Annotated in this window: 25 protein-coding genes and 4 tRNA genes; 8 read left to right on the plus strand and 21 right to left on the minus strand. The window is 52.4% G+C overall.

Annotation, left to right across the window (positions count from 1 at the left end; genetic code table 11):
* Positions 1-140: 140 nt before the first annotated feature.
* From rpoB to QN359_RS03090, 13 genes are all read right to left on the minus strand, one after another.
* On the minus strand, positions 141-4,247 hold the full coding sequence (gene rpoB / locus QN359_RS03030) for a DNA-directed RNA polymerase subunit beta (protein WP_322249962.1): 4,107 nt from the start codon (positions 4,245-4,247) through the stop codon (positions 141-143).
* A 228-nt stretch (positions 4,248-4,475) separates the two neighbouring features.
* A complete protein-coding gene (gene rplL, locus QN359_RS03035; RefSeq protein WP_322249963.1) occupies positions 4,476-4,844 on the minus strand; it encodes a 50S ribosomal protein L7/L12 in 369 nt (122 codons plus the stop codon).
* Between the two features lie 52 nt (positions 4,845-4,896).
* Positions 4,897-5,469, minus strand: a complete 573-nt coding sequence (gene rplJ, locus QN359_RS03040; RefSeq protein ID WP_322249964.1) for a 50S ribosomal protein L10 — start codon at positions 5,467-5,469, stop codon at positions 4,897-4,899.
* A 292-nt stretch (positions 5,470-5,761) separates the two neighbouring features.
* Positions 5,762-6,454 carry a 50S ribosomal protein L1 gene (gene rplA, locus QN359_RS03045; protein WP_322249965.1) on the minus strand — a complete coding sequence of 231 codons (693 nt, stop codon included), beginning with the start codon at positions 6,452-6,454 and terminating at the stop codon, positions 5,762-5,764.
* The gene (gene rplK, locus QN359_RS03050) at positions 6,454-6,885 is read right to left on the minus strand and encodes a 50S ribosomal protein L11 (protein ID WP_322249966.1); all 432 of its coding nucleotides are present in this window, start codon (positions 6,883-6,885) and stop codon (positions 6,454-6,456) included. The genes rplA and rplK overlap by 1 nt, the downstream gene beginning before the upstream one ends.
* Positions 6,886-7,003: 118 nt before the next feature.
* A complete protein-coding gene (gene nusG / locus QN359_RS03055) occupies positions 7,004-7,597 on the minus strand; it encodes a transcription termination/antitermination protein NusG (RefSeq protein ID WP_322249967.1) in 594 nt (197 codons plus the stop codon).
* Positions 7,597-7,980: a preprotein translocase subunit SecE gene (secE, locus tag QN359_RS03060; protein WP_322249968.1), complete on the minus strand. Its 384-nt coding sequence runs from the start codon at positions 7,978-7,980 to the stop codon at positions 7,597-7,599. Before secE ends, nusG begins: the two co-directional genes overlap by 1 nt.
* Before the next feature lie 35 nt (positions 7,981-8,015).
* Positions 8,016-8,091, minus strand: a tRNA-Trp gene (locus QN359_RS03065).
* Positions 8,092-8,154: 63 nt separating this feature from the next.
* Positions 8,155-9,345 carry an elongation factor Tu gene (gene tuf / locus QN359_RS03070; protein ID WP_322249902.1) on the minus strand — a complete coding sequence of 397 codons (1,191 nt, stop codon included), beginning with the start codon at positions 9,343-9,345 and terminating at the stop codon, positions 8,155-8,157.
* Positions 9,346-9,426: 81 nt separating this feature from the next.
* Positions 9,427-9,501 (minus strand) — tRNA-Thr (locus QN359_RS03075).
* A 34-nt stretch (positions 9,502-9,535) separates the two neighbouring features.
* Positions 9,536-9,609, minus strand: a tRNA-Gly gene (locus tag QN359_RS03080).
* 46 nt (positions 9,610-9,655) lie between these two features.
* Positions 9,656-9,740, minus strand: a tRNA-Tyr gene (locus tag QN359_RS03085).
* A 94-nt stretch (positions 9,741-9,834) separates the two neighbouring features.
* Complete coding sequence (locus QN359_RS03090) at positions 9,835-10,581, minus strand: MgtC/SapB family protein (protein WP_322249969.1); 747 nt, start codon at positions 10,579-10,581, stop codon at positions 9,835-9,837.
* A 221-nt stretch (positions 10,582-10,802) separates the two neighbouring features.
* Between QN359_RS03090 and QN359_RS03095 the strand changes: the two genes are divergently transcribed.
* The 3 genes from QN359_RS03095 (at position 10,803) to QN359_RS20050 (ending at position 12,633) form a co-directional block, all read left to right on the plus strand.
* Positions 10,803-11,375, plus strand: coding sequence for a TMEM165/GDT1 family protein (locus QN359_RS03095; RefSeq protein ID WP_322249970.1), 573 nt, complete (start codon positions 10,803-10,805; stop codon positions 11,373-11,375).
* Positions 11,376-11,442: 67 nt separating this feature from the next.
* On the plus strand, positions 11,443-12,255 hold the full coding sequence (locus QN359_RS03100; RefSeq protein WP_322249971.1) for a hypothetical protein: 813 nt from the start codon (positions 11,443-11,445) through the stop codon (positions 12,253-12,255).
* Between the two features lie 261 nt (positions 12,256-12,516).
* Entirely contained in the window at positions 12,517-12,633 is a 117-nt protein-coding gene (locus tag QN359_RS20050) for a class IIb bacteriocin, lactobin A/cerein 7B family (protein ID WP_369124402.1), read from the plus strand.
* A gap of 282 nt (positions 12,634-12,915) precedes the next feature.
* Here the strand turns inward: QN359_RS20050 and QN359_RS03105 are convergent, their stop codons facing one another.
* The 4 genes from QN359_RS03105 to QN359_RS03120 all read right to left on the minus strand — a co-directional run bounded on the left by QN359_RS03105 (position 12,916) and on the right by QN359_RS03120 (position 17,658).
* Complete coding sequence (locus tag QN359_RS03105; protein ID WP_322249972.1) at positions 12,916-14,469, minus strand: HDOD domain-containing protein; 1,554 nt, start codon at positions 14,467-14,469, stop codon at positions 12,916-12,918.
* A 43-nt stretch (positions 14,470-14,512) separates the two neighbouring features.
* Positions 14,513-16,144, minus strand: coding sequence for a tetratricopeptide repeat protein (locus tag QN359_RS03110; RefSeq protein ID WP_322249973.1), 1,632 nt, complete (start codon positions 16,142-16,144; stop codon positions 14,513-14,515).
* A gap of 127 nt (positions 16,145-16,271) precedes the next feature.
* Positions 16,272-16,469: a DUF2905 domain-containing protein gene (locus tag QN359_RS03115; protein ID WP_322249974.1), complete on the minus strand. Its 198-nt coding sequence runs from the start codon at positions 16,467-16,469 to the stop codon at positions 16,272-16,274.
* Between the two features lie 19 nt (positions 16,470-16,488).
* Positions 16,489-17,658: a class I SAM-dependent methyltransferase gene (locus tag QN359_RS03120; protein ID WP_322249975.1), complete on the minus strand. Its 1,170-nt coding sequence runs from the start codon at positions 17,656-17,658 to the stop codon at positions 16,489-16,491.
* 45 nt (positions 17,659-17,703) lie between these two features.
* Between QN359_RS03120 and QN359_RS03125 the strand changes: the two genes are divergently transcribed.
* From QN359_RS03125 to ttcA, 3 genes are read left to right on the plus strand one after another with little or no spacing between them, the layout of a single operon-like run.
* The gene (locus QN359_RS03125; RefSeq protein WP_322249976.1) at positions 17,704-18,507 is read left to right on the plus strand and encodes an SDR family oxidoreductase; all 804 of its coding nucleotides are present in this window, start codon (positions 17,704-17,706) and stop codon (positions 18,505-18,507) included.
* 11 nt (positions 18,508-18,518) lie between these two features.
* On the plus strand, positions 18,519-18,917 hold the full coding sequence (locus QN359_RS03130) for a dihydroneopterin aldolase (protein WP_322249977.1): 399 nt from the start codon (positions 18,519-18,521) through the stop codon (positions 18,915-18,917).
* Positions 18,918-18,925: 8 nt separating this feature from the next.
* The gene (gene ttcA / locus QN359_RS03135) at positions 18,926-19,870 is read left to right on the plus strand and encodes a tRNA 2-thiocytidine(32) synthetase TtcA (protein WP_322249978.1); all 945 of its coding nucleotides are present in this window, start codon (positions 18,926-18,928) and stop codon (positions 19,868-19,870) included.
* A gap of 53 nt (positions 19,871-19,923) precedes the next feature.
* Here the strand turns inward: ttcA and QN359_RS03140 are convergent, their stop codons facing one another.
* The 4 genes from QN359_RS03140 to hmgA form a co-directional block, all read right to left on the minus strand.
* On the minus strand, positions 19,924-20,226 hold the full coding sequence (locus tag QN359_RS03140) for a BrnA antitoxin family protein (RefSeq protein ID WP_322249979.1): 303 nt from the start codon (positions 20,224-20,226) through the stop codon (positions 19,924-19,926).
* A gap of 146 nt (positions 20,227-20,372) precedes the next feature.
* Complete coding sequence (locus tag QN359_RS03145) at positions 20,373-20,666, minus strand: BrnT family toxin (protein WP_322249980.1); 294 nt, start codon at positions 20,664-20,666, stop codon at positions 20,373-20,375.
* A 129-nt stretch (positions 20,667-20,795) separates the two neighbouring features.
* Positions 20,796-22,130, minus strand: a complete 1,335-nt coding sequence (gene fahA / locus QN359_RS03150; RefSeq protein ID WP_322249981.1) for a fumarylacetoacetase — start codon at positions 22,128-22,130, stop codon at positions 20,796-20,798.
* The gene (gene hmgA, locus QN359_RS03155; protein WP_322249982.1) at positions 22,127-23,422 is read right to left on the minus strand and encodes a homogentisate 1,2-dioxygenase; all 1,296 of its coding nucleotides are present in this window, start codon (positions 23,420-23,422) and stop codon (positions 22,127-22,129) included. The genes fahA and hmgA overlap by 4 nt, the downstream gene beginning before the upstream one ends.
* A gap of 104 nt (positions 23,423-23,526) precedes the next feature.
* On the opposite strand from hmgA, the gene QN359_RS03160 reads away from it, so the two are divergent.
* Together QN359_RS03160 and QN359_RS03165 are read left to right on the plus strand one after the other, a co-directional pair.
* Positions 23,527-24,447: a LysR family transcriptional regulator gene (locus tag QN359_RS03160; RefSeq protein WP_322249983.1), complete on the plus strand. Its 921-nt coding sequence runs from the start codon at positions 23,527-23,529 to the stop codon at positions 24,445-24,447.
* Positions 24,448-24,543: 96 nt separating this feature from the next.
* Positions 24,544-25,692: an alpha-hydroxy acid oxidase gene (locus QN359_RS03165; RefSeq protein ID WP_322249984.1), complete on the plus strand. Its 1,149-nt coding sequence runs from the start codon at positions 24,544-24,546 to the stop codon at positions 25,690-25,692.
* Positions 25,693-25,770 lie beyond the last annotated feature (78 nt).

Consider the following 25,770-nt stretch of genomic DNA (forward strand, 5'->3'; position numbering starts at 1 on the left):
GAGCCAGGTCGGATGACCTTGGTTCCGCTGATACCGGGAACGAAGAACTGCTTCTAAACTGCCGGCCTAATGACCAACGCCCGAAGCGAATTCGGGCGGTGGCTGGGTACTGCTGGAGTGGCTTACGCCACCCCTTTACTTTAGTTACGTTCGAGATCGATATCGATACCGAGCGAACGGATTTCCTTGACCAGGACGTTGAACGATTCCGGCATGCCGGCATCGATCACATGGTCGCCCTTGACCAAGTTTTCATACACTTTGGTACGGCCGTTGACGTCATCCGACTTCACCGTCAACATTTCCTGCAACACATACGATGCGCCGTAAGCTTCGAGCGCCCATACTTCCATCTCACCGAAACGCTGACCACCGAACTGGGCTTTACCACCGAGCGGTTGTTGCGTGACCAGCGAGTAAGGACCGGTCGAACGGGCATGCATCTTGTCATCAACCAAATGATGCAGTTTCAAGACGTGCATGTAACCGAGCGTGACCTTGCGTTCGAAGGCTTCACCGGTACGGCCGTCAAACAGGGTGACCTGGTTTTTCGACGGTGTCATACCGAGTTGCTCAGCGATGTGATCAGGGTAAGCGAGGTCAAGCATGCGACGGATTTCACTTTCGTGAGCACCATCAAACACTGGGGTCGCAAACGGCACACCATGTTTCAAGTTGTTCGTCAATTCCAAGATTTCGGCATCGGAGAAATTGTCGAGATCTTCAGTTTTACCCGATTCGTTATAAATCTTCTTGAGGAAATCACGCAACTCTTCAATTTTTGCTTTTGCTTTGAGCATTTCACCAATGCGCAAGCCCAAACCTTTTGCCGCCCAACCCAGATGGACTTCGAGAACCTGACCAACGTTCATCCGTGAAGGAACACCCAGAGGGTTCAACACGATGTCAGCCGGGGTACCATCAGCCATGTAAGGCATGTCTTCGATAGGAACGATGCGCGAAACCACACCCTTATTACCGTGACGACCCGCCATTTTATCACCTGGCTGCAAACGGCGCTTGACTGCGAGGTAAACCTTGACCATTTTTTGTACGCCTGGCGGCAATTCATCGCCTTGCGTCAGTTTGGTGCGCTTCTCTTCAAAAGCCAGATCGAACTGATGACGCTTTTCTGCGATCGAATCTTTGATCGCGACGAGCGCAGCAGCGGCATCATCGGCTGCCAAACGAATATCAAACCAATGGTATTTATCGATGCTGGCCAGGTATTCTTTGCTCAGCTTGCTGCCTTTGCTCAGTTTAGCCGGACCGCCATCAGCGATTTTGCCATCAAGCATACGTTCGAGACGTTCGAAGGCATCGCCTTCAACGATACGCAACTGATCGTTCAAATCGAGGCGATAACGCTTCAATTCATCATCGATAATTTGTTGCGCACGCTTGTCGCGTTGTATACCTTCGCGTGTAAAGACTTGTACGTCGATGACTGTACCAACCATACCGGAAGGCACGCGCAGCGAAGTATCTTTCACGTCCGAGGCTTTTTCACCGAAAATCGCGCGCAGCAATTTTTCTTCCGGTGTCAGTTGCGTTTCGCCTTTAGGCGTTACTTTACCGACCAAGGTATCGCCGGCAGTCACTTCTGCACCGATGTACACGATACCGGATTCATCGAGACGAGCGAGCTGATTTTCAGCAAGATTCGAAATATCGCGAGTAATTTCTTCGGCGCCAAGCTTGGTATCACGTGCAACAACCGACAACTCTTCGATGTGAATCGAGGTGTAGCGATCATCAGCGACGACTTTTTCGGAGATCAAAATCGAATCTTCGAAGTTATAACCATTCCATGGCATGAAGGCAACCAACATGTTTTGGCCGAGTGCGAGTTCGCCCATATCGGTCGAAGCACCATCTGCCAACACGTCACCCTTAGCAACCACGTCGCCGACCTTGACGATAGGACGTTGGTTGATATTGGTATTCTGATTCGAACGCGTGTACTTGATCAGGTTGTAAATATCAACACCGACTTCACCAGCTTGCGCTTCAGCATCATTGACGCGAATCACGATACGACCGGCATCGATATAATCGACTTTACCGCCACGCAATGCTTGTACCGTTGTACCGGAATCGATCGCCACAGTCCGTTCAATGCCGGTACCGACGAAAGCTTTCTCAGGACGCAGACAAGGCACGGCTTGACGTTGCATGTTGGCACCCATCAAGGCACGGTTCGCATCATCATGTTCCAAGAATGGAATCAAGGAAGCCGCAACCGATACCACCTGACCAGTGGCCACGTCCATGTACTGGACACGTTCCGGCGAGACCAAGATGGTTTCGCCAGCTTGACGCGAAGAAACCAATTCATCGGTCAGCGTACCGCCTTCATTGATGGTCGCATTCGCCTGAGCGATGATGTAACGACCTTCTTCAATCGCCGACAGATAATCGATCTGTTGAGTGATCTTGCTGTCAGTAACTTTACGATACGGTGTTTCGAGGAAGCCGTATTCATTCAAACGCGCATACAAAGCCAGCGAGTTGATCAGACCAATGTTCGGTCCCTCTGGTGTTTCAATAGGGCAAACACGACCATAGTGGGTTGGATGAACGTCACGTACTTCAAAGCCGGCACGTTCACGTGTCAAACCACCAGGTCCGAGCGCAGAAATACGACGTTTATGCGTAATTTCCGACAAAGGATTGGTTTGATCCATAAACTGTGACAACTGCGAGGAACCGAAGAATTCACGGATCGCGGCAGAAATCGGCTTGGAATTGATCAAGTCATGCGGCATCAAGTTATCGGCTTCGGCTTGGCCGAGGCGTTCTTTGACGGCACGTTCAACCCGTACCAAACCGGCACGGAATTGATTCTCAGCCAATTCACCGACGCAACGTACACGACGATTACCCAAGTGATCGATATCATCGACTTCGCCGCGACCATTGCGCAGTTCTACCAAAATCTTGATCACGGCCAACACGTCTTCGTTCGACAAAGTCATGGCACCAGTCAATTCATCGCGACCAATGCGGCGATTGAATTTCATGCGACCAACAGCCGACAAATCGTAACGCTCTTCGCTGTAGAACAAACCGTTGAACAAAGCTTCGACGGAATCTTCGGTCGGTGGTTCGCCAGGACGCATCATGCGATAGATCGCCACACGTGCTGCCATCTGATCGGCCGTATCATCGGCACGCAGAGTTTGGGAAATGTAGGCACCTTGATCGAGATCGTTGGTGTACAGCGTTTGGATATCGCTGACATGCGCTTCGCGCAAACGGCCGAGCAATTCTTCGGTCAGTTCATCGTTGGCATTGGCGATGATTTCGCCGGTGTCATTATCGATGATGTTTTTAGCGATCACGCGGCCGAGCAAATAATCTTCCGGTACGGAAATATGCTTGATACCACCGGCTTCGATTTCACGCACATGCTTGGCGTTCACACGTTTGTCTTTAGCGACAATGATCTTGCCAGATTTATCAGCAATATCAAAACGTGCTACTTCACCACGCAAACGCTCAGGAACGAATTCCATTTCAGCGCCATCGTTATGCAAAGTAAAGTTATCGAAGACAAAGAAATTCGCCAAGATCTGCTCATTGTTCATGCCTATGGCACGCAACAAGATCGTGACCGGCATCTTGCGACGACGATCGATACGGAAGAACAGAATATCTTTCGGGTCGAACTCAAAATCGAGCCACGAACCACGGTAAGGAATGATACGGGCCGAGAACAAGAGCTTGCCCGAAGAATGCGTCTTGCCGCGGTCATGTTCAAAGAACACACCCGGGGAACGATGCAACTGGGAAACGATTACACGCTCGGTACCATTGACAACAAACGAACCAGTCGTCGTCATGAGCGGCAATTCGCCCATGTAGACTTCTTGTTCTTTCATTTCTTTGACGACCGGCTTGGTTGGCGATTCTTTATCCAGAATCACCAGACGTACTTTCGCACGCAATGGCGAAGCATAGGTCAAACCGCGCAATTGGCATTCCTTGACGTCAAAAGCAGGATCGCCTAAAACGTAAGATAAGAATTCCAGGCGTGCAAATCCATTGTGCGAAACAATAGGGAAAATCGATGTGAAAGCAGACTGCAAGCCTTCATTTTTACGGTTGGCCGGCGTTCTTTCTTCTTGCAAAAAGCTTTGATACGACTCGATTTGAGTCGCCAACAAGAACGGAACGTTGTGGACGTTGGCGCGTTTCGCAAAAGATTTACGAATACGCTTCTTCTCAGTAAATGAGTAGTGCATGGACACTCCGTGAGTGACAAGGAAGGATGGAGAATTCAGAATTCCTGTCACAAATTAATCAACTCTGCGACAAAAAACCTCAAGTCTCAGCCCTCGGTCTTATCTTGATAAACAGCTCAACAACCCGAAACGACGTAGTAACGGCAAAGAGCCAAAGAGGAACCCTCTCTTGCGAGAGGATTCCTGCCTTTGACTGTGGCCAATCCGAAGATTGGCCGTGCTATCGTATTACTTGATTTCAGCTTTAGCGCCGGCTTCTTCAAGTTTTTTCTTCGCAGCATCAGCATCCGCTTTGGAAACGGCTTCTTTAACTGTTTTTGGTGCACCGTCAACAACGTCTTTGGCTTCTTTCAAGCCCAGACCTGTCAATTCACGCACTGCTTTAATCACGCCAACTTTGTTTGCGCCGATTTCAGTCAGGATAACGTTGAATTCAGTTTGCTCTTCAACTGCAGCAGCAGGACCAGCAGCTGGGCCGGAAGACATTGCAGCAGCGGAAACACCAAATTTTTCTTCGAAAGCTTTAACCAGGTCGTTCAGGTCCATTACGGACATCGCGCCTACGGCTTCCAGGATATCGTCTTTGCTAATTGCCATTTGAAACTCCAATTAATTAATTACATTGATACGGTATTTGACGGAAAAAATCTTATTCAGCGGCAACGTCAGCTGCTGCAACTACTTCAGCAACTTCTGCAACGTCAGCAACTTCTGCTGCCGGTGCTGCTGGCGATTCAGATTCTTTCTTCGCGGAAAGAGCTGCCAATGCACGAGCGAAGCCAGATACAGGAGCCTGCATCATGCCCAACACTTGTGCCAACAGAACTTCACGACTAGGAATGCTTGCCAATGCGATAACGCCAGCTTTATCCAGCGACTTACCTGCATAGTTACCTGCTTTAACAACCAGTTTGTCATTGCTTTTTGCAAAGTCTTGAACGACTTTAGCAGCAGCAACAGCATCGACCGAGATCGCATAGATCAACGGACCGGTCATTTCAGAAGCGAGGCTCGCAAATACAGTTCCCTCTACAGCGCGACGTGCGAGTGTGTTTTTCAACACGCGCATGTAAACGCCTTGAGCACGTGCGCTAGCACGTAATTGCGTCAAATGACCGACCTGGATGCCACGATATTCAGCCACGACGATAGTCTGAGCAGTTGCTACTTTTGCAGAGACTTCAGCGACAACGGCTTTTTTGTCATTCAGATTGAGACTCACGGTCAACCTCCATTAATGATACTCAGTCGGCACACCGGAATGATGTGCTTCCCTCATATCGTTTCGAACACGGCGTCCGAAGTTAGGAGTTTCACTGGCGGGCCAGTATTCACTACAAAACTTGTTCGGGTACACCATCTGCGTTGGGTACTGTCGATTGCTCTCCAGTTGTTTAACTGCTCACGAATGAACAGCCCCACGGTCTTTGACACTCCGTTTGCCGCCATGATGCCAGCAACAAACGGCCCAAAGATGCGCCTACCACAAGGTGACAGGACTTGATTCTTACAGCTTAAGCCAGGTTACCGTGATCAACACGTACGCCTGCACCCATCGTCGATGAGATAGAGACTTTACGCAGATACACGCCTTTGCTTGAGGCTGGTTTTGCTTTGTTCAATGCTTCGATCAAGGCCACCAGATTCGATTTCAAATCGCCATCAGCGAAGGATTTGCGACCGATTGTGGTGTGGATGATACCTGCTTTATCTGTACGATACTGAACTTGACCGGCTTTGGCATTTTTAACTGCTGTAGCGACGTCAGGAGTAACAGTACCGACTTTCGGATTTGGCATCAAACCGCGTGGGCCGAGGATCTGACCCAGGGTACCGACGATACGCATGGTGTCAGGCGAGGCGATGACGACGTCAAACGGCATGTCGCCGGCTTTGATGCGCTCAGCCAAATCTTCCATACCAACGATATCAGCACCGGCAGCTTTCGCTTCTTCAGCTTTTGCACCTTGTGCAAAAACCGCTACGCGTACCGATTTACCTGTACCAGCTGGCAAAACAACAGCGCCACGAACGACTTGATCAGATTTCTTAGGATCAACACCGAGTTGTACCGATACGTCGATCGATTCATTGAATTTTGCTGTAGCACATTCTTTGATCAAAGCGATAGCATTGTCAAATGGATATACTTTCAAACGGTCAACTTTAGTTGCCAGCAATTTTGCTTTTTTAGATAACTTAGCCATTACAGACCCTCTACCGTGATGCCCATCGAGCGAGCGGAACCGGCGATTGTACGCACTGCAGCGTCCATATCGGCGGCTGTCAAATCAGCGCGTTTAACGGTCGCGATTTCTTCAGCTTGAGCACGAGTGATGGAACCGACTTTGTCAGTATGTGGCTTTGGTGAACCTTTAGTGATACCGGCTGCTTTTTTGATCATGTAAGTTGCAGGAGGCGTCTTCATCACGAATGTGAAAGACTTGTCCGCAAATGCTGTGATCACAACAGGAATAGGCATACCTGGCTCAACACCTTGAGTCTGCGCATTGAAAGCTTTGCAGAATTCCATGATGTTCAGACCACGTTGACCCAAAGCAGGGCCAATCGGTGGGGATGGGTTTGCTTTACCAGCTGGCACTTGCAGCTTGATAAAACCAATGATTTTCTTTGCCATGTTTGGCTCCTTCATGAATTGAGTAGTAGCGCCTCGTCGATATGATCGGCCAGGCTCCTCTTTACTGCTATCTCAGTTTCAGAGAAATTGCTTTCTCTCCGTACTGAACAACGAAAACTTAGACTTTTTCGACCTGCGCGAAATCGAGCTCAACCGGGGTAGCACGACCAAAGATTGTTACTGTCACACGCACTTTTGATTTCTCGTAATTGACTTCTTCAACATTGCCGTTGAAATCAGTGAACGGACCTTCTTTGATGCGTACCACTTCGCCAACTTCGTAAAGCACTTTCGGCCGTGGCTTTTCTACGCCATCTTGCATTTGCTGCAGAATCTTATCGATTTCATGCTGCGGAATCGGCGATGGCTTGTTCGACTTACCGCCGATGAAACCGGTAACTTTGCTGGTGTTTTTTACCAAATGCCAAGTGTCATCAGTCATATCCATCTCGACAAACACATAGCTTGGGAACAAGCGGCGCTCAGTGACAGCTTTGCGGCCGTTACGAACTTCAATCACTTCTTCCGTCGGCACCAGAATACGACCGAACAAATCTTGCATCTCAGCACGATCAATACGCTCTACCAGAGCGCGATGTACACTTTTTTCCATACCGGAATAAGCGTGTACGGCATACCATTTTTTAGTACTTTTAGGTACAGACACCTCTGGCGCTGTACCTTGTTCGTTTTCCTGAATGTTCTCGCTCATTATTTTTTCCATCCGAGGATTACGTCATATAACACAAACTCGAGGAGCTTATCTGCCCCCCAGAGAAAGATTGCCATAACAAGAACAAAACCGAATACCACGGCTGTGATCTGAGTAGCTTCTTTACGTGTAGGCCAAACAACCTTTTTCGTTTCACGAACAGATTCTTTGGCGAATTCAACAAAATTTTTGCCCATGTCCGAGATTGCAACCAAACCAACGGCAACCAACAAACCTGCCAGCAATGCGGCGACACGGATCAATGTAGACTGCCCGGCGAGAATATAAAAAGCAGCGATTCCAATAAGCATAGCAGCCACTGCCAGAATGACTTTGTACTTGTCATTGGAAGTACTGACTGTTTGAACGGAATGATTAGACATACTTGTTTACTTTCGGTGCCCTGCGGCCTTGATGGTGGCAGGGGCGGTAGGAATCGAACCTACAACCTTCGGTTTTGGAGACCGACGCTCTGCCAATTGAGCTACACCCCTACTGCTTAGAACCACTTGAAGAATGCGATGACTTTGGCCAGTCACCGCATTATTTCCTAACTATTACTCAATAATTTTTGCAACAACACCAGCACCAACAGTACGACCACCTTCACGGATAGCGAAGCGCAAGCCTTCTTCCATCGCAATCGGGTTGATCAATTTTACTGTGATCGACACGTTGTCGCCTGGCATAACCATTTCTTTATCCGCTGGCAACTCGATCGAACCAGTGACGTCCGTAGTACGGAAGTAGAACTGTGGACGATAGTTGTTGAAGAATGGTGTATGACGGCCGCCTTCATCTTTCGACAGGACATAGATCTCGCCTGTGAAATGCGCATGCGGTTTGATCGAACCTGGTTTTGCCAACACTTGACCACGTTGGATATCTTCACGCTTAGTACCGCGCAACAGAACACCGACGTTATCGCCAGCTTGACCTTGGTCGAGCAATTTACGGAACATTTCAACGCCAGTACAAGTTGTCTTGACCGTGTCTTTGATACCGATGATTTCGATTTCTTCGCCGACTTTAACGATACCGCGTTCGATACGACCGGTTACCACTGTACCGCGACCGGAGATCGAGAATACATCTTCCACTGGCAACAAGAAGGCGCCGTCGATAGCACGTTCCGGTGTAGGGATGTAAGTATCGAGTGCATTCGCCAATTTCATGATGGCTTCTTCGCCCAATGGGCCCGTGTCGCCTTCGAGTGCCAATTTAGCCGAACCTTGGATGATAGGCACGTCGTCGCCTGGGAAGTCATACTTCACCAGTAACTCGCGCACTTCCATCTCTACCAATTCGAGCAATTCTGCATCATCAACCATGTCGCATTTGTTCAGGAATACGATGATGTATGGAACGCCAACTTGACGAGCCAACAAGATGTGTTCGCGTGTTTGTGGCATAGGACCATCAGCTGCCGAACAAACCAAGATCGCGCCATCCATCTGTGCCGCGCCGGTGATCATGTTTTTAACATAATCGGCATGGCCTGGGCAATCAACGTGCGCATAGTGACGCGCAGCTGTTTCGTATTCGACGTGAGCAGTATTGATCGTAATACCGCGTGCTTTTTCTTCCGGTGCTGCATCGATCTGGTCGTAGGCTTTCGCTTCGCCGCCGAATTTTTTCGACAAGACGGTGGCAATCGCTGCTGTCAGTGTAGTTTTACCGTGATCAACGTGACCAATTGTGCCGACGTTGACGTGCGGCTTGGTGCGTTCGAACTTACCTTTTGCCATTTTGGACTCCTAACGATTTTGATGAGAATACTCAGGCACGCGCCCGACGACTTCAGACTTTTGAATACACCAGCTCTATTTTGGTGCCCTTGACGTGGATTGAACACGTGGCCTCTCCCTTACCAAGGGAGTGCTCTACCACTGAGCTACAAGGGCATATACTACACACATTAATCGTGCAAAATAAGACTGGAGCGGGTGAAGGGAATCGAACCCTCGTCATAAGCTTGGAAGGCTTCAGCTCTACCATTGAGCTACACCCGCAGGGGCCACCACTTCAGCCGTTACTTATTAAAAAAATTCTTTCCTATGGTGGAGGGGGCTGGATTCGAACCAGCGTACTCAGAGAGAACAGATTTACAGTCTGTCGCCTTTAACCACTCGGCCACCCCTCCGTAGGGAACCCCGAACTATAGAGATCAAAGGCTTCAGTGTCAAGCACTAAATGTGAAAACACGGCAAAAAGTGCAGTGATGCTCCTGCGCAATCTTAATTTTTCGCGTGCGCTAACTGGAACGACTCGACCCCTTCAAATTTTTGCAGATCCGCTGACAGGGCGGTTATCGAGCGTGCGAGCTTTTTATCGGCGGCAATCGCGACGAAGCGCCATTCATCCGCACCGTTGGTGTGGATAATGAACAACGTGCCGCTCATGATGTCGTAGCCGCGTTCGCGTGCTTTGGCACTGAGATAGCCCTCTTGCGGCGCAAAACCAGGCTTAAAGCGCAAAGTAATGGCAATCGCTGCGCGCGATGGCAGCCAGGCTTCCAGTTTCTGCACCAACACCATACAGGCGGCCGACAGCAAAGCCAACAAGATCGCCGCCGCATAAAAACCGACTCCAACCATGATGCCGATGGCCGACGAAGCCCATAGCGAAGCAGCGGTAGTCAGGCCACTGATCGTAAAACCATCTTTCATAATGACCCCGGCCCCAAGAAAGCCGACGCCGGTGACTATCCCTTGCATGACCCGGGTCGGATCGAGGTTGACCGGGTGTAAAGCGCGCCCACCGTACCAAAAATCCGGGTAACCGGCGATCACAACCAAGGCCGCCGAGGCCATGCAGACCAGACCATAGGTGCGCATGCCGGCGGCGCGGCCATGGTAAAAACGTTCATAACCGACTACAAAGCCAAGCAACATCGCGCCGGCCAAGTTGAGAAAAATGATGATATTGGCATTTAACTCTTCGACTGACCAAAACACCATGAAATGGCTGAAAAACGCACTCATACGGACACCCTTGCTGACTTATGTTTTTGCAATTATAACAATATAAACTAAATTTGCGTCAATTACTCTACGGCGCACCAAGCTGCCCCGCTGGCAAGTAGCTTTTCCTACATCATGATGCGGTATAATGCGCGCTCTCTGAGCGGCCCGCCACATGCGAGGCCGACCGGCCCTGCGACGCTGGCCGTCAGCCCTACTGCCGGTCCCGCGAAAATACCATCATGGAAGCCTTCCTCGTTTCAGTCTTAGCCATCACCATCGGTGAAATCGGCGACAAAACCCAGTTGCTGGCCTTATTGCTGGCGGCACGTTACAAAAAGCCGCTGCCCATCATACTCGGCATTCTGGTCGCGACGCTGGCCAATCACCTCTTGGCCGGCCTGTTCGGGCAATGGGTTGCCAGCCATGTGCCGGCACATATCTTACGCTGGGCGCTGGGACTGTCTTTCCTTGGCATTGCCGCCTGGACGCTCAAACCCGACGATATCGACGCTACCGGCATCAATGAAAGCCGTTACGGCGTCTTCATGCTCACGGTGGCGAGTTTCTTCATCGCCGAAATCGGCGACAAGACCCAACTCGCCACCGTCGCGTTGGCGGCCAAGTACAGCAATCTCGCCATGGTCATCGCCGGCAGCACGCTGGGCATGCTCATCGCCGATGTGCCGGCGGTGTTTCTCGGTAAGATCGCGGCACCGAATTTCCCCTTCAAATTAGTCCGCATCGTCGCCGCCACCCTGTTTGCCGTGCTCGGCATCTTGGTGCTGAGCGGCGTCGGAGCCGCTTTCGCTTGAACCTCAGCGAACCGGATAGCCAGAGCGCCGCAAGCTCTACCGTCACTATTCAAGAAAGTACACAAGCATGAGTCAATTCAAACTTGCCGCCGGCAGCACCGTTAAATTCGGCGCTATTTCGACCGAACTCTATCCACTGTTACGCAACGGCATCCCCGGTAACCGACCCGGCCATGTGTTTGCCGACGCCGATCAAAGCGCCGTCGATGGCGTTGCCATCGGCGAGTTGATGGCGTACTTCTCAGCCTGCGCCGGTTTTTGTCGCAATACCGGTGAGCTGCATCAGCGCTATCCGGAGACGATGGGCCAATTCGTAACTGCCTTGCAAGAGCATCGCGGCGACAAGCCACAATTTCCTGAACTCGAAGAAATTGCCCAGCAAGTCGGTTTGCCTATCGTGGTGGAGATGGTGCTTGAGGAAGATTGCGAATTGCAAGCCGATGCGCACTTTGTCAGTACCGAGCAAGCCGAAAGAAGTTGGAAATTATGGCGTAGCGGTACTTTGCAGCGCGCCGGCGGCATTCCACCCAGCTGGATCAAACAGTTCTACTTTCCACGCCTGCTCGATTACCGCGATGTCAGTGCGGCGCGCAATCCACGCAGCTTGGAACAAACGACTGACACCGCCTTAATGGTCGGCGGTTTGATGCAAAATTGGCATAAAGATACGCCAGGAGATTTGTTGGCAGCTTTCCGGAAACAATATGGCCGCATCAATTTCTCTCAGCGCAGCAATATGGATGAGACGGCACTCGAACGTTTTTTCAACCTCAATGCGCTGATCGACCCGGCGACGCGCTTGCTCAATCAAATGACGATCTGGCAAGATGTTCACGCTTTGGCGAAGAAACAAGGTTTGAGCTTGGGCAGTGCGGATTAACTTACTTTCGCCCCTCATTATTTTCAGAAAATTCCTACATCGATAGCGCTTCACACCGCACGGCTCTTTATGGTATTTTTTATCTGTCTCTCGGTTTACTGCATGCGAGTTGGACAGAGAAATGGCCGACGACAGCATTTCCCAGCTGTCTTCTTAGTACTTGTTACTATCCTTTCGATATCCTATGTTCACTCTGATTGATATATTGGAGAATTCAATATGACTCAAACCTCAAATTTGTATCAGCCCGGCATACAAGAAATGACGACTCAGGAAATAGAGCAGGTATCGGGTGGGATAGTCCCAATGTTGGCGTTTGCTTACGGATTCGGATCAGGTGCGGCAGCAGCGGCTGTCGGTCTTTGGCTGTCAAAATAAACCCTCGATCACATCTTATTTTTTAGCGGCTCCTCATCATGAGTTCCAAACAAACACCCGATAAGCTTTTTTTCGCTTTTTCCAATGGGTTTCTATTTGGTGCCACGCTTGCGGCACTAGTGATCTACTGCTTCTTTCGATAAGTAATTTTTTGAAAGGCGCTCGCTGATCCAATGCATCAATCGGATCAGTGAGCGCTCCCGAAACGGGGCATTCGATCCGATTTCGCAGGCTGCAGGATTAAGAATCAACATCAGGTTCTCGCCGAGAGTCTATGTTGACTCAGCCACGCAGCATGGCCGCTTGCAACTGACTTTTCAGCGTTTTGATCAAGGCAGTTTCATCGGGCGAGACACCTTCGTCGGCGCAGACGGCGCGATCGGCATAGAACAAGCCCAGCGGTTTTTTTTGTATCACCAAGGGTAAGATGATGAAGCTGTGCACATCGGGCATGCTTTCCTGGTACCAGGCCGGCAACAGGCTACGTATTTTTGCGGTCTGGGCATCGGCGATCATGACATCGACATTGTTTGTCATCGACAGGTGAAACAAATCGGCTTCATGCTTAACTGGAAAGTGAAAATGTTTTTGTCGCTGCGCGTACTGTTCACCGACCGCCACTCTGGCCACGTAACGGTTGCTGCTCAAATCGCGCAGACACACGGTGGCAAAGCGAAATCCCATGGCTGAGTAGAGCGTTTCAAGTACCAACAAGATCAAATCATTGAGTTTCAGTTCTTCCGAAGCCAGCATCTGCGTCACATCCTGCACGCCGGCGAGCAGTAACTCGCGCGCATTGCGTGGTTTGCCACTGGGATAGCGCTCCGATTCTTGTGACGGCAAGACATCCTCGGTGCGCAGTAAAAACTCACTCGGTATGCCGTTTTGGCCACTGCTCTGCGTCGCTTCACCATGCAAGGGTGGCAGCGCCAAGTCCATGCTTTTGGCCATTTGCCGGGTCTCGCTGTCGACCTGCATGAGCATATTGGTCAATAGGCTGCGGTCGAGCTCCAGGCCTTTGCCATAACGCTGTAATATCGCCTCCACTTGGCCATGCTCGTGCTGTTTGCCCGATAAAATCAGGGTCGCCAGGGTATCGGCAAAACTGGCGACTTGCTTGAGCCAATCTATCCTGTGCACCGGCTTTTTCAATTCAGCATGGGGCAGCGGGGCCAAGGACTGAATGATGGCTTCGGGAATTTTCCATTCTTGCAAAGCCATTTCACCGAAGCGCTCAAAACTGCAGCCCAGCAAGGTCGCGGCCGCCTCGGGCAAGCTGACTTGAGCACTGTCTGCGAGTGCGACAATGCGGCCGTACAGCGCATGATCGTAAGAGGCAATCAAGACCCGTCCAATATTTTTGAATAAGGCCGCAACGGCCGCCTCTTCGGCATTTTGGAATTTCCCACGTTGCGCCATCTGACGGCCAATGATGCTGGCACACAAAGAATGGATCAATTCTTTACGCACATGGCCAGCTTGCGCCTTGTTTTTAAAACAATCGACCAACAACATCGCCATGGCGCTGGCTTTGACGGTATCGAAACCGAGCAAGAAGATCGAGCGCGACACGGTCGTCACCGCGCTGCCAGCGCTGGCGCGGTATTGAACGGTATTCGAGAGACGCAGAATTTTTTGCGTAAGTGCCACATCCGACAACACGAAATGCGCCAAGCGTGCCACCGAATCTTCGCCCGACGAGGTGATCTGCAAGACTTGCGCAATGGCTACCCCGAGCGAGGGTAAATCCGTTTCGTCGTTGATTTTACGCAGCAAAGCCTCACGCGGCGATTCCGCTGCGTGAAAAATAGGAAACGACATGTCAGGATTGGCCATTATTGTGGTCTTTTCGCCTATCAGAGTCAGGGTAAGCTCAGGATCAGAGTTTCTGTTGACGCGTTGCGCTCATCCCATATTTTTTCTGCAAATCATCATACAAACCGCGAATCGCTTTCAAGCGTGGATTCATCGGATCAAGCCGACGCCCAGCTTCGATCAGTACTCTGGCTTGTTCACCGATAGTGCTGTCCCAACCGAGATTTTCCAGGCACTTCAAGGCTGCCAAAGCGGCATTCATCACCACCTGCGGGTTATCCGGTGACTTGCGCGCAGCGGCAAACATCAAATCGACCGAGCCGCGGAAATCGCCCTGCTTGGCCTTTTGCACACCCATCGCCACCAAATCCATCACCTCTTTCTGGCTGCGATGCGCCAGGTCCTTGGCCATTTGGCCCTTGCCCGCTTTTTCAAACACATCCATGGCGCGGCTCATGACGGCCTGATTGCTGGCGTTCTTCATGACGCCGAGGACGATGTCGGAAGCGTGCTCTTCTTTATTATTTTCCAAACAACTTCTGGCCAGACCGAGTTTGGCACCGGTCGACAAGCCTACATCTTCTCGTGCCGCTTCGACCGCGACATTGAGTTCATCACTCAAGCGCACATCGCCCGTTTTGGCGTGCACCATGGCGCTTGAAATGGCGCGACAGGCGGCGGTCTTTTTCAAGCCGACCATGTTCTTTTCCATGTCGCGTATCACCGATTTGGCTTGCTCAGTATCGCCCTTTTTGACCAAGGCATCGACCAAATTCATATGATCTTCGGGGTCGCGGAACTCAGAGAACTTAGCTTTAGTGACAACTTTTTTAAATGCCGTTTCGGCTCCGGCAAGATCTCCCGTTTCCATCGCGAGTCGGCCTAAATTGCGCAAACGCCGCACCGCATGCGGTGACACGGCAACCGCCGTATCGAGTACCACTTTCGCTTCCGGCAACTCACCGATGGCTTCATGGGTTTTCGCCAGCCAATCGTAGGCATCCATGAATTTATTATTCTCGGCCACCAAATTTTTGAGTATTGCTTCGGCTTCTTGATATTTGCCTTGCATGAACAGGGTTTTCGCCAAGCCCAGACGCGCCCAAGCCACGGCTTTCATCTCAAATAACAGCACATAGAGCGCTTCGGCTTCGCTCGCTTCACCTAACACCACATGCAATTCGGCGCGCAAGCGCATGAAGTCGATCGCATAGCGCGGATATTCGCGCTCGCCGTGATGACAGGCGGTAATCGCTTCGCTGACCGCGCCGGTCTCCATGAGCGCATAGACTTCGACGAAGGCCTTGCGCTTCTCGATCGCACGAATCACGCGCTCAAGCAGCATGTCCGCGGTAAATGGCTTAAGCAAGTAATCGGAAGGTGCCAATTCGGCTGCGCTGACGACTTTGGCATACGAACGCTCGGCTGTCACCATGATGAAAATGGTCGACAAGGGTGAGAGCTTGTGATGACGCATGTCTTCGAGCAATTGCTGACCATCTTGACCAACGCCGAGGTCATACTCACATAAAATCAAATCAAATACTTTGGACTGTATGGTCCGTACAGCTGTTCCGGCAGTCAACGAATGTTCGATTTTCGTGATGCCGCATAAATTGAGCATATTGTGCAAACTGACCCGCATGCCCTGATGCGGTTCAATGAGCAATGCCCGAATGTCGCTGAGTTCGCTCATGTCACCCTTTTCTGTTTTTGTCTGTGTCGGCAGTTGGACCGCCTTAACACCATGTCATTATATTAAAGTGATAGAGAATAAGCGTGAATACTTTCTTTGATGCAGCATAGATGAAACACTATCGTCACTATTTAAAGAATCGGGCTAACAATAAGCACAGCAGAGAAATCACTATCGTCGATGCCAAGGGTAAGGAAAACGACCGACCAAACCAGCGCCAGCGCAAATCGCCCGGCAAACGGCCCAAACCGAATTTCCCTAACCAAGGTAAGGCGTGCGATAAAACGACCAGCACCAGCATGATCGTCAGCGTCCAACGTAACATCAATGGCATCCTTTCCGGCTCAAAGGCGATGACAACGGTCATGCCGCAATAAGCCGACCGGCACGTCGATGCCCGTCCCGACGATCAGCGCTTTGAATAACTCACCCATTTCTGCCGGCGAGACCAGTTTTTGCAAGGCATTCGCTTGCGGCAAATAGCGCAGGCTTTCTTGCGCATCTGTACGCGCCAACAAATCGGCGATACCGGATTCGAGCAACAAGGCAGCTTGGCTGGTATAACTGAGCAATTCTAAGCCCGCCTCCAAGGCGGCACGTGCGATCGCGCTGAAATCGACGTGCGCGGTGATATCTTGCAAACCCGGATAATAGAAGGGATCAGGGTGGGCGTGATGGCGATAATGACACATCAGGCTGCCTTCATTGCGTTGAGGATGATAATACTCATGCGCTGGGAAACCGTAGTCTATCCACAGCGCCGCGCCGCCTAAACCGGTTTCGGCCCGGCCGGCGCACAACATCTGGGCCACGCTGTGCATGAAGCCTATGGCTTGCGTATGCACTTCCGTGACGTAGCCTTCGGGTAACAGGTCGGCTGCGGGAATCTGTTGCGCTAATTGCAAGCCATTGCCACGCGCACGGTAAATCAAGCGCGTCGCATCGGCACTCTCGGCTACGCCGAGTTCGTGCCAGCCCTCGGTGGTCTTGAGCAGCAAGTCGACCGGCATGGCATCGAGCACTTCATTACCGAGTACCAAACCGGAAAAAGCTGGCGGCATTTGCTGCAGCCATTGCACTTGCGGATAGTCTTTGAGTAAATCTTCCTGACGCGCACGCAATTCGCCGGACAATTCCACGATAAAATAGCGCTCTATCGTGATGCCCGACAAGTGACATTCAATTAAGAAGTCGCGCGCCAGCTTGCCGCTGCCAGCACCGAACTCCATGACTTGCGGCTGAGTTTGCGCCAAGATCGGTGCGGCCAAAGTAGCCAAGGCCGCAGCGAAGAGCGGCGACATTTCCGGTGCCGTTGTAAAATCGCCGTCTTTACCCAGTTTCGTCGCGCCGCCGCTGTAATAACCCAAATCGGGTGCATACAAGGCCAATTCCATATAACGTGAAAAGGGGATGGAACCCGCAGCAGCGCGGATTTCTTCGATGATTACTTGTTGCAAGGCTTGCGATGCAGCCAATGCATCGGACGCCGGCAGGGGCAGAGATAATTTTTGCATACCGGCATTGTATAAAAAACCCAGCAAACTCAGTAAAGAATTTCCATGACACAGTTCATTGCCGGCGACCGACGTGTCGCCCTTGTTACCGGCGCGGCACGCCGCATCGGGCGCCACATCGCACTCACTCTGGCCGCGCAAGGCTGGGACATCATCGTCCATTTCGGCCAATCGGCCGGCGCGGCCGCACAAGTGGTGGCCGAACTCGAGGCGCTCGGTGCCCGCGCCTGCGCGCTCGGCGCCGATCTGGCCGACGAAACGGCGACGCGGGCACTGTTCGAGCGCGCCCATCAAGTGTGGGGGCGCATCGATTGCATCGTCAATAACGCCGCCTTGTTTGAAGAAGACCGCGCCGACAGTTTCAGCCACGCTTGCCTTGATCGCCATATGCACGCCAACCTGGCCGCCCCGCTGTTACTGGCGCAAGCACTGTATGCCGCCACCCCAGTTGGGCAGCAGGCATGTGTGATCAATTTGCTCGATCAGAAACTGTATAATCTTAATCCTGATTTTCTGTCGTATACGCTGTCAAAAGCGGCGCTGCAATGTGCTACGACCGTATTGGCGCAAGCCTTGGCACCGCGCGTGCGCGTGGTCGGGGTGGCACCTGGCATCACCATGGTGTCTGGCCATCAAAGTGAGGCTGATTTTGAACACGCCCACCAAGTTACGCCCTTAGGACGTTCGAGTAGCCCCGACGACATTGCCCAGACCGTCTGTTTTATCGCCGCTTGCCCGGCCATTACCGGTACCACCATCGTCGTCGATGGCGGCCAGCACCTTATTGCTTTGCAGCGCGATGTGATGTTTCTCGCTACTGCCCCCGACTCACCCCTTACTTCTCACTGATCGAGCCCCCTATGTTATCCGTACTACATCATCCACAACTCGCCAATTGCCGTCGTCTGTTCTTACGCAACTATGAAATCTCCATCAATATTGGTGTACACGAATTCGAAAAGCGCGGCGAACAGCGCGTGCTCATCAATATCGATTTGTATATTCCATTGGCCCTGTCGACTCCGCGTGAAGATCAGCTCGATGAAGTAGTCGACTACGATTTCATGCGCTCATCGATTGCCCAGCGCGTAGCCCAAGGCCATATTCATTTGCAAGAAACCCTGTGCGACGATGTCGCCCGCATCATGCTGGCCCACCCGCGCGCGCGTGCCGTCTGTGTCTCGACCATGAAGCCCGATGTGTATCCCGATTGCGAAGGCGTCGGCGTGGAAGTATTTCAAATCAAGAATGAAGCCTGAGTTTAGATATGCAAGCAAGCAACGAAACCGTCAGCGCGCCCGTCGATGTGGGCGTGACTGGCAAATCGCAGGAAAAAATCACCTACGAAAACAACAAACTGCACAAGCGTTTGTGCCGCCAAGTCGGCCAAGCGATCGGTGATTTTAATATGATAGAAGACGGCGACCGCGTCATGGTCTGTCTGTCGGGCGGCAAGGATAGCTATGCGCTGCTCGATGTCTTAATGACGCTGCGTCAGCGCGCACCGATCAATTTCGACATCATCGCGGTCAACCTGGATCAAAAGCAACCGAATTTTCCGGCCGATATACTACCGGCGTATTTGGAAAAGTTAGGCGTCGCCTACCATATCGAAAATCAAGATACTTACAGCATCGTCAAGCGGCTTATCCCGGAAGGCAAAACCACTTGCTCCTTGTGTTCACGCCTGCGCCGCGGCATTCTGTACCGCGTCGCCGATGAACTCGGGGCGAATAAGATCGCGCTCGGCCATCACCGAGATGATATCTTGGAAACGTTTTTCTTGAATATGTTTTTTGGCGGAAAACTCAAGGGCATGCCGGCCAAACTGCAGTCGGATGACGGCAAGCACATTGTTATTCGTCCAATGGCGTATGTGAAAGAAGCCGATACCGAACGCTATGCCGAGGTCAAGCAATTCCCTATCATCCCCTGCGATTTATGCGGTTCACAGGAAAATCTGCAGCGCAAGCAAATCAAGGGTTTGATGCGCGAATGGGACAAGAAATTCCCCGGTCGCGTCGACAGTATTTTTTCAGCGCTCTCCACCGTGGTGCCTTCGCACTTGATGGATAAAGATTTATTCAATTTCCGCGAACTCAGCATCGACGGTCAGCCGCGCCTCGATGGCGATATCGCCTTTGATGATGAGCCGTGCGCCACGCCGAGCACGAGCGGCACGGTGATTAACTTGCATCTTGAGAGTGATTAAGACTGAGCGGGCGGCGCTTGAATACCAAGGGAAGCGAGCGCCGATGCACGGCCTCAGGACTTACGTACATCCTTTTGCATCGCTTCGCGCAGAATGCTGTTCATTCGGGTCTGATAACCCTTGCCTTGGCTCTTGAGCCAAGCCAGCACGTCGGCATCCAATCTGACCGTCAGGGGCTTTTTAATGGCTTTGTAGAAGCGTCCCTGTACGGCGTTGGCCCACGCTACGTCGCTCAGTACCGGAATGTCGTTGCAGTCGATAGCGTCGTCGGGCAAGGCGGCTAAGACGGCCAGTTCAGCGCGTTGTTCTTGGCTTAAAGTTGGCAAGTGAGCGTGTTCATATCTCATCGTTTTCATCGTACCGTCTCTCCTGTTTCGTCGGTTTGCGTGCTGAAATGATGCGCACTGTTTCGCTTATGCCATCATCACAGCTCAGCGTGTGTTCCACGAGAAGCAACAAACACCCTTCGACCATGCCTAAGGTTTGCCAGGGAAGCGCAGATTTAATCGCAGTGGAATTGGCCGTTGCCAATGAGGATGCAATGCAAGGCGCCTTTCGCTGTCAATAGTCGACTATTGACAGCGAAAGGCAACGCAGCAGTGCGCCTCAGTGGCAGCGGACAAACCGCTTGGATTAAATCTGCGCTTCCCTGGCGTTGTTCTCCGTGCTCAATGCGGTCGGGAACAGATACGGCCAACGGGTCAAAAAAAACCTGCGCCGCGACCTGAAATAACACACCGTGCTTGTGATAGTTACGGGCGGCTTTTGCTTCGTCCCATTCAAATATTTTGTACATACAATCTTACACTACATTTGATTTTTTGTTTTGCTTTCACAAAGCAGGAAACCCAAACTTACGCCTACTCCGCCGAGGAGAAACCGGCCGCAGCTTTCACCGTGCGGCCGTTGACTGTTGACGCTGCGTTCAGACTTCTCGTGCCGGCAACAAAGTGCCACGCACTTCACCGAAACCGATGCGCGGGCAGCCTTCTTTACTGGCCCAAGCACGCATGATGACGGTATCGCCGTCGGCCAAGAAAACGCGTTGCTCGCCATTGCTCAGTTGCAGGGTTTTTTTGCCGCCTTCGGACAGTTCCAGCAGCGAGCCGGCCTCTTCAGGCAGCGGCCCGGACTGGGTGCCGGAGCCGAGTAAATCGCCGGAATTGAGGTTGCAGCCATTAACAGTGTGATGTGCGACCAATTGTGACACGGTCCAATACGAATGTTTGAAATTCGATACCGACAAGCGTTCGGCCGGCTGGCCATCGGCGCGCATGGTTTCTGTCTGCAGTAATACTTCGAGCGCGACATCAAAGGCACCGCCGCTGCGCAGCGCGTCTGATTCCAGATACGGCAAAGGTTGTGGGTCGGCCGCGTCACGCGTCCACGCCTGGCGATACGGCAACAGGGCTTCGAGCGTGACAATCCAAGGTGAGATGGTCGAGGCGAAATTTTTTGCCAAGAATGGACCCAAGGGTTGATATTCCCAGGCTTGCACATCGCGTGCCGACCAGTCATTCAACAAACACAAACCGAATACATGCGACTCGGCTTGTTCGAGCGCAATCGGCGTGCCGAGCGCATTGCCCTGGCCAATGAAGATGCCAACTTCGAGTTCATAATCCATGCGCTTGGCCGGCCCGAAACTCGGCTGCTCGGCATCGGCGGCCTTGGTTTGCGCGCGTGGACGATGAAACTGCTGACCCGAGATGCCAATCGAAGAGGCGCGGCCGTGGTAACCGATCGGCACCCATTTGTAATTAGGCAGCAAAGGCTGGTCGGGGCGGAATAATTTACCAACCGCGGTGGCGTGATGTACCGAGGTATAGAAATCGGTGTAATCACCGATTTGTGCTGGCAAAGCGAATTCGGCCGCGCTTTGTGCCAGCAAACAGGCTTGCAAGGTTCCCATTTGATTCGACCCTTCGCGCAGCACGCGTGAAATCGCCAAACGCAAGGCCGACCAAACCGGCGCACCCAAGCCCATCAGACCATTCAAGCTACTGGCATTGATCGCGCCGGTGAAGTAACCACCCTGTAATTCGGTGTACCCGGCAAAGGCATGCACGGCATGGGCCGCGGCCAAATCGAGAATTTGATCACCGATGGCCACACCGATACGGAAAGCTTGCTTGCTACCAGGCCGGCGAAATACCCCGAACGGCAGATTTTGCAATGGGAAATCGCTCCCGGCCAGATTGGCAGAAGCCACCCAGCTACGCAGGTTAACGTCATGCGTTTCGTTCAATACTGCTGTCATTTTTGCTCCGGATTGAAATGTTTTTTAATGCCTTGCCAACACTGATAATAATCCGCCTGCAACTGCGGCGTTTCCATGGCAGCCCGGGTCGGTTTCAGGATAGTACGTGTTTCTATCATGAATGCCATGGTGTCATCGATCTTATGGGGCAAGCTGGTATCGCTACGACTGGCCGCTTCAAAGGTGCTGGCATCGGGTCCATGACCACTCATGCAATTATGTAAGCTGGCCCCACCCGGCCGGAAACCGGCCGACTTGGCATCATACTGCCCATGTAGCAAGCCCATGAATTCGCTGGCGATATTACGATGAAACCAAGGTGGACGGAAAGTGTTTTCCGCCGCCAGCCAACGTGGTGGGAAAATCACAAAATCGATCGCATCAACCCCCGGTGTATCGCTGGGTGATTGCAACACCAGAAAAATCGATGGATCAGGATGATCATAACTGATCGAACCTATGGTATTAAAATGGCGTAAATCGTATTTGTAGGGCGCAAAATTGCCATGCCAAGCCACCACGTCGAGCGGCGAATGGCCGATCGCGGCGCGCCACAGATTGCCGCTGAATTTGGCCACCAGTTCAAACTCGCCTTCTTGGTCTTCATACCACGCCACCGGCGTGTGAAAATCACGCGGGTTGGCCAAGCCATTCGAGCCGATCACGCCAAGATCAGGCAATTTGAACATGGCACCAAAATTTTCGCACACATAGCCGCGCGCCGCGCCGTCCGGCAGTTGCACTTGGAAACGGATGCCGCGTGGGATCACCGCGATTTGCTGCGGCTCGATATCGAGCAAACCGAGCTCTGTGCGCAGATGCAAACGCCCTTGCTGTGGAATGATCAGCAATTCGGCATCGGCATTATAGTAAAAGCGCGTCGTCATGTCGGAGCTAGCCGCATACATGTGGATGGCACAACCATTCTGCGCATCGGCCGAACCGGTGCCGGCCATGCTGACCCAGCCATCGATGAAATCGGTGGCCAGCGCGGGCAACGGCAGCGGATCCCAACGTAGTTGGTTGGGGCTGCTCGGCACGGCAGAAAAATTATTACTCATGTTGCCGTTGCCACAGAGTTGAAACGGCTGATGCAGCGCCGCCGGCCGTATTCGGTACAACCAAGAACGACGATTGGTATGCCGTGGTGCAGTAAAAGCGCTGCCGGAAATTTGTTCGGCATATAAGCCATAGGCACAGCGCTGCGGCGAATTCTGGTGCTGCGGCAGTGCATCAGGCAAGGCCTCGCTGGCGAACTCATTGGCAAAGCCGGTTTGATAAAGCAAAGTCATGTTTTTTCCTGAGCAGTGAAGGAGCAGATCAGTGCAAACTTTAATGCAAGCGCCGCGCTTTTCCTATATAAATGAGGGAATACAGTTCATTCATAAAATCAATAATGCTAGAAGCCAAAGATATCGATCTGAATTTACTGGTGGTGTTTCAAGAAATTTTTCAACACCGTCAGATTTCAAGCGTGGCGCGCCGGCTCGGCCTGTCGCAGCCGGCGGTCAGCAATGCCTTGGCGCGGCTGCGGCGCAGCATAGGCGATGAATTATTTGTGCGTACCGCCGCCGGTATGCAACCGACCGCGCGCGCCGAACAACTGGCCGATGCGGTGGCACTGGCCTTGACGGGCATTACCGGCGCCCTCAATGCTGCGCCCGGGTTTGACGCGGCCGCGAGTCGCCGTCGTTTCACCATCGCCATGACGGATGTGGGCGAAGTGTATTTCATGCCGGTACTGGCCGAATACTTGCATTGTGTTGCGCCGCAGATACAAATCGCCACCGTCCGCGCCAGTAGCATCGATCTGCGCACGGAAATGGAAGCGGGCCGGGTCGATCTGGCGATTGGTGCCTTCGATCATTTATCGCAAGCTTGGTATCAACGTCGCCTGTTTGCTCAACATTACGTCTGCATGTACCGCAGCGCACACCCGCTGGCCGCGGCAACCCTGAGCTTGGCCGACTTCACGGCGGCGCGTCACCTGATTGTCGACTCGCGCGAAGAACCGTATGTGCGTATCAATCAAGCCTTGCAAAAAGCCGGCATTTCTGCCGCAGCACATTTACAAGTACCGCACTTCGTCGCCGTCCCGTATATCGTCAGCCGCAGCGACTTACTCGTGACCGTGCCGCACAAGCTGGCCGAACGTGCCGCCGCACCGTTCGACTTGCTCTACAGCGCAGCGCCGCTGCCGCTGCCGGAACTCGAAACGCATATGTTTTGGCATCGCCGCTATCATCAAGACCATGGCAATCAATGGTTGCGCAGTTTTGTCTGTGAACATTTTTTGGAGCAGACGGCACTGGCCTGAAAATACTTCATCTGATCGCTGCAAGCTTTTCCCCCATCACCGAGCAGAAATCCCCTACACTTTGCAGACTATTTACCCTCCCTCAGAGAGCGCCCCATGCCAGTCATCACCTGTGTAGAAGATTTACGTCTGCTAGCTAAAAAACGTGTACCGAAAGCGTTCTACGATTACGCCGACAGCGGCTCGTACACGGAAAGCACCTACCGCGCCAATACCGATGACTTGGCCGCCCTCAAGCTGCGCCAACGAGTCGCCATCAATGTCGAACACCGCTCGACCCGCACCACCATGGTCGGCCAAGAGGTGACGATGCCGGTGGCGATCGCGCCGACCGGCTTGACCGGTATGCAGTGGGCGAACGGCGAAATGCTCGGTGCCATCGCCGCCGAAAAATTCGGGATTCCCTTCACACTCTCGACGATGAGCATTTGCTCGATCGAAGACATCGTCAGCGTTACTACCAAACCGTTTTGGTTCCAGCTCTATGTGATGCGTGATCGCGGCTTCGTGAGAGAAATGATACAGCGCGCGAAAGCTGCCAAATGCTCGGCGCTGGTGCTGACGCTCGATTTACAAATTCTCGGCCAACGCCATAAAGATATCAAGAACGGCATGTCGGTGCCGCCCAAGCTGACCTTGGCCAATCTGCTCGATCTGGCGACCAAGCCGGCTTGGGCGCTGCGCGCGCTGACCGGTCGCAAGACCTTCGGCAATCTGGTCGGCCATGTCGCCGGCGGCGACGGTATCCTGACGCTCAGTCAATGGACGGCCAGTCAGTTCGACCCTAGCTTGAATTGGGAGGATGTGGCTTGGATCAAGCAAGAATGGGGTGGTAAATTAGTACTCAAGGGTATCCTCGATGTCGAAGATGCGCGCTTGGCCGTGGCCGCCGGTGCCGACGCTATCGTGGTCAGCAACCATGGCGGCCGCCAGTTGGATGGCGCGATGTCGTCGATTCAGGCGCTGCCGGCCATCGTCGAAGCGGTCGGTCATCTGACTGAAGTCTGGTTCGACGGTGGCATCCGCAGCGGTCAAGATATACTCAAAGCCACCGCACTCGGGGCCAAGGGCAGCATGATAGGACGGGCGTTTTTATATGCGCTCGGTGCCATGGGCGAGCAAGGCGTCACCACCATGCTGGAAATTTTGCACAAAGAATTAGATGTCAGTATGGCCTTGACCGGCACCCGCGATATCCGCGAGGTCGGCCCGGACAATTTGATCAAAAATCTGACTAGGGTTTGAAACCCCGGCCTTCAGAGGCTGTCGCAAAAGCCTGATGGACGTTTTTTACACCTGAAACACCGCATACCTCGTCATTCC

The organism is Undibacterium sp. 5I2 (assembly GCF_035019605.1).
Lineage (GTDB): Bacteria > Pseudomonadota > Gammaproteobacteria > Burkholderiales > Burkholderiaceae_D > Undibacterium.

What these genes read in the sequence shown, in the direction of transcription:
- rplK (WP_322249966.1), bottom strand. Translation starts at nt 6,885, where the DNA reads ATGGCAAAGAAAATCATTGGTTTTATCAAGCTGCAAGTGCCAGCTGGT.
- rplA (WP_322249965.1), bottom strand. Translation starts at nt 6,454, where the DNA reads ATGGCTAAGTTATCTAAAAAAGCAAAATTGCTGGCAACTAAAGTTGAC.
- QN359_RS03115 (WP_322249974.1), bottom strand. Translation starts at nt 16,469, where the DNA reads ATGTTACGTTGGACGCTGACGATCATGCTGGTGCTGGTCGTTTTATCG.
- fahA (WP_322249981.1), bottom strand. Translation starts at nt 22,130, where the DNA reads ATGACAGCAGTATTGAACGAAACGCATGACGTTAACCTGCGTAGCTGG.
- ttcA (WP_322249978.1), top strand. Translation starts at nt 18,926, where the DNA reads ATGCAAGCAAGCAACGAAACCGTCAGCGCGCCCGTCGATGTGGGCGTG.
- QN359_RS03160 (WP_322249983.1), top strand. Translation starts at nt 23,527, where the DNA reads ATGCTAGAAGCCAAAGATATCGATCTGAATTTACTGGTGGTGTTTCAA.
- QN359_RS03095 (WP_322249970.1), top strand. Translation starts at nt 10,803, where the DNA reads ATGGAAGCCTTCCTCGTTTCAGTCTTAGCCATCACCATCGGTGAAATC.
- QN359_RS03145 (WP_322249980.1), bottom strand. Translation starts at nt 20,666, where the DNA reads ATGTACAAAATATTTGAATGGGACGAAGCAAAAGCCGCCCGTAACTAT.
- QN359_RS03130 (WP_322249977.1), top strand. Translation starts at nt 18,519, where the DNA reads ATGTTATCCGTACTACATCATCCACAACTCGCCAATTGCCGTCGTCTG.
- rpoB (WP_322249962.1), bottom strand. Translation starts at nt 4,247, where the DNA reads ATGCACTACTCATTTACTGAGAAGAAGCGTATTCGTAAATCTTTTGCG.
- QN359_RS03110 (WP_322249973.1), bottom strand. Translation starts at nt 16,144, where the DNA reads ATGAGCGAACTCAGCGACATTCGGGCATTGCTCATTGAACCGCATCAG.
- hmgA (WP_322249982.1), bottom strand. Translation starts at nt 23,422, where the DNA reads ATGACTTTGCTTTATCAAACCGGCTTTGCCAATGAGTTCGCCAGCGAG.
- QN359_RS03100 (WP_322249971.1), top strand. Translation starts at nt 11,443, where the DNA reads ATGAGTCAATTCAAACTTGCCGCCGGCAGCACCGTTAAATTCGGCGCT.
- QN359_RS03090 (WP_322249969.1), bottom strand. Translation starts at nt 10,581, where the DNA reads ATGAGTGCGTTTTTCAGCCATTTCATGGTGTTTTGGTCAGTCGAAGAG.
- QN359_RS20050 (WP_369124402.1), top strand. Translation starts at nt 12,517, where the DNA reads ATGACGACTCAGGAAATAGAGCAGGTATCGGGTGGGATAGTCCCAATG.
- QN359_RS03125 (WP_322249976.1), top strand. Translation starts at nt 17,704, where the DNA reads ATGACACAGTTCATTGCCGGCGACCGACGTGTCGCCCTTGTTACCGGC.
- secE (WP_322249968.1), bottom strand. Translation starts at nt 7,980, where the DNA reads ATGTCTAATCATTCCGTTCAAACAGTCAGTACTTCCAATGACAAGTAC.
- tuf (WP_322249902.1), bottom strand. Translation starts at nt 9,345, where the DNA reads ATGGCAAAAGGTAAGTTCGAACGCACCAAGCCGCACGTCAACGTCGGC.
- QN359_RS03120 (WP_322249975.1), bottom strand. Translation starts at nt 17,658, where the DNA reads ATGCAAAAATTATCTCTGCCCCTGCCGGCGTCCGATGCATTGGCTGCA.
- QN359_RS03165 (WP_322249984.1), top strand. Translation starts at nt 24,544, where the DNA reads ATGCCAGTCATCACCTGTGTAGAAGATTTACGTCTGCTAGCTAAAAAA.
- nusG (WP_322249967.1), bottom strand. Translation starts at nt 7,597, where the DNA reads ATGAGCGAGAACATTCAGGAAAACGAACAAGGTACAGCGCCAGAGGTG.
- QN359_RS03140 (WP_322249979.1), bottom strand. Translation starts at nt 20,226, where the DNA reads ATGAAAACGATGAGATATGAACACGCTCACTTGCCAACTTTAAGCCAA.
- rplL (WP_322249963.1), bottom strand. Translation starts at nt 4,844, where the DNA reads ATGGCAATTAGCAAAGACGATATCCTGGAAGCCGTAGGCGCGATGTCC.
- QN359_RS03105 (WP_322249972.1), bottom strand. Translation starts at nt 14,469, where the DNA reads ATGGCCAATCCTGACATGTCGTTTCCTATTTTTCACGCAGCGGAATCG.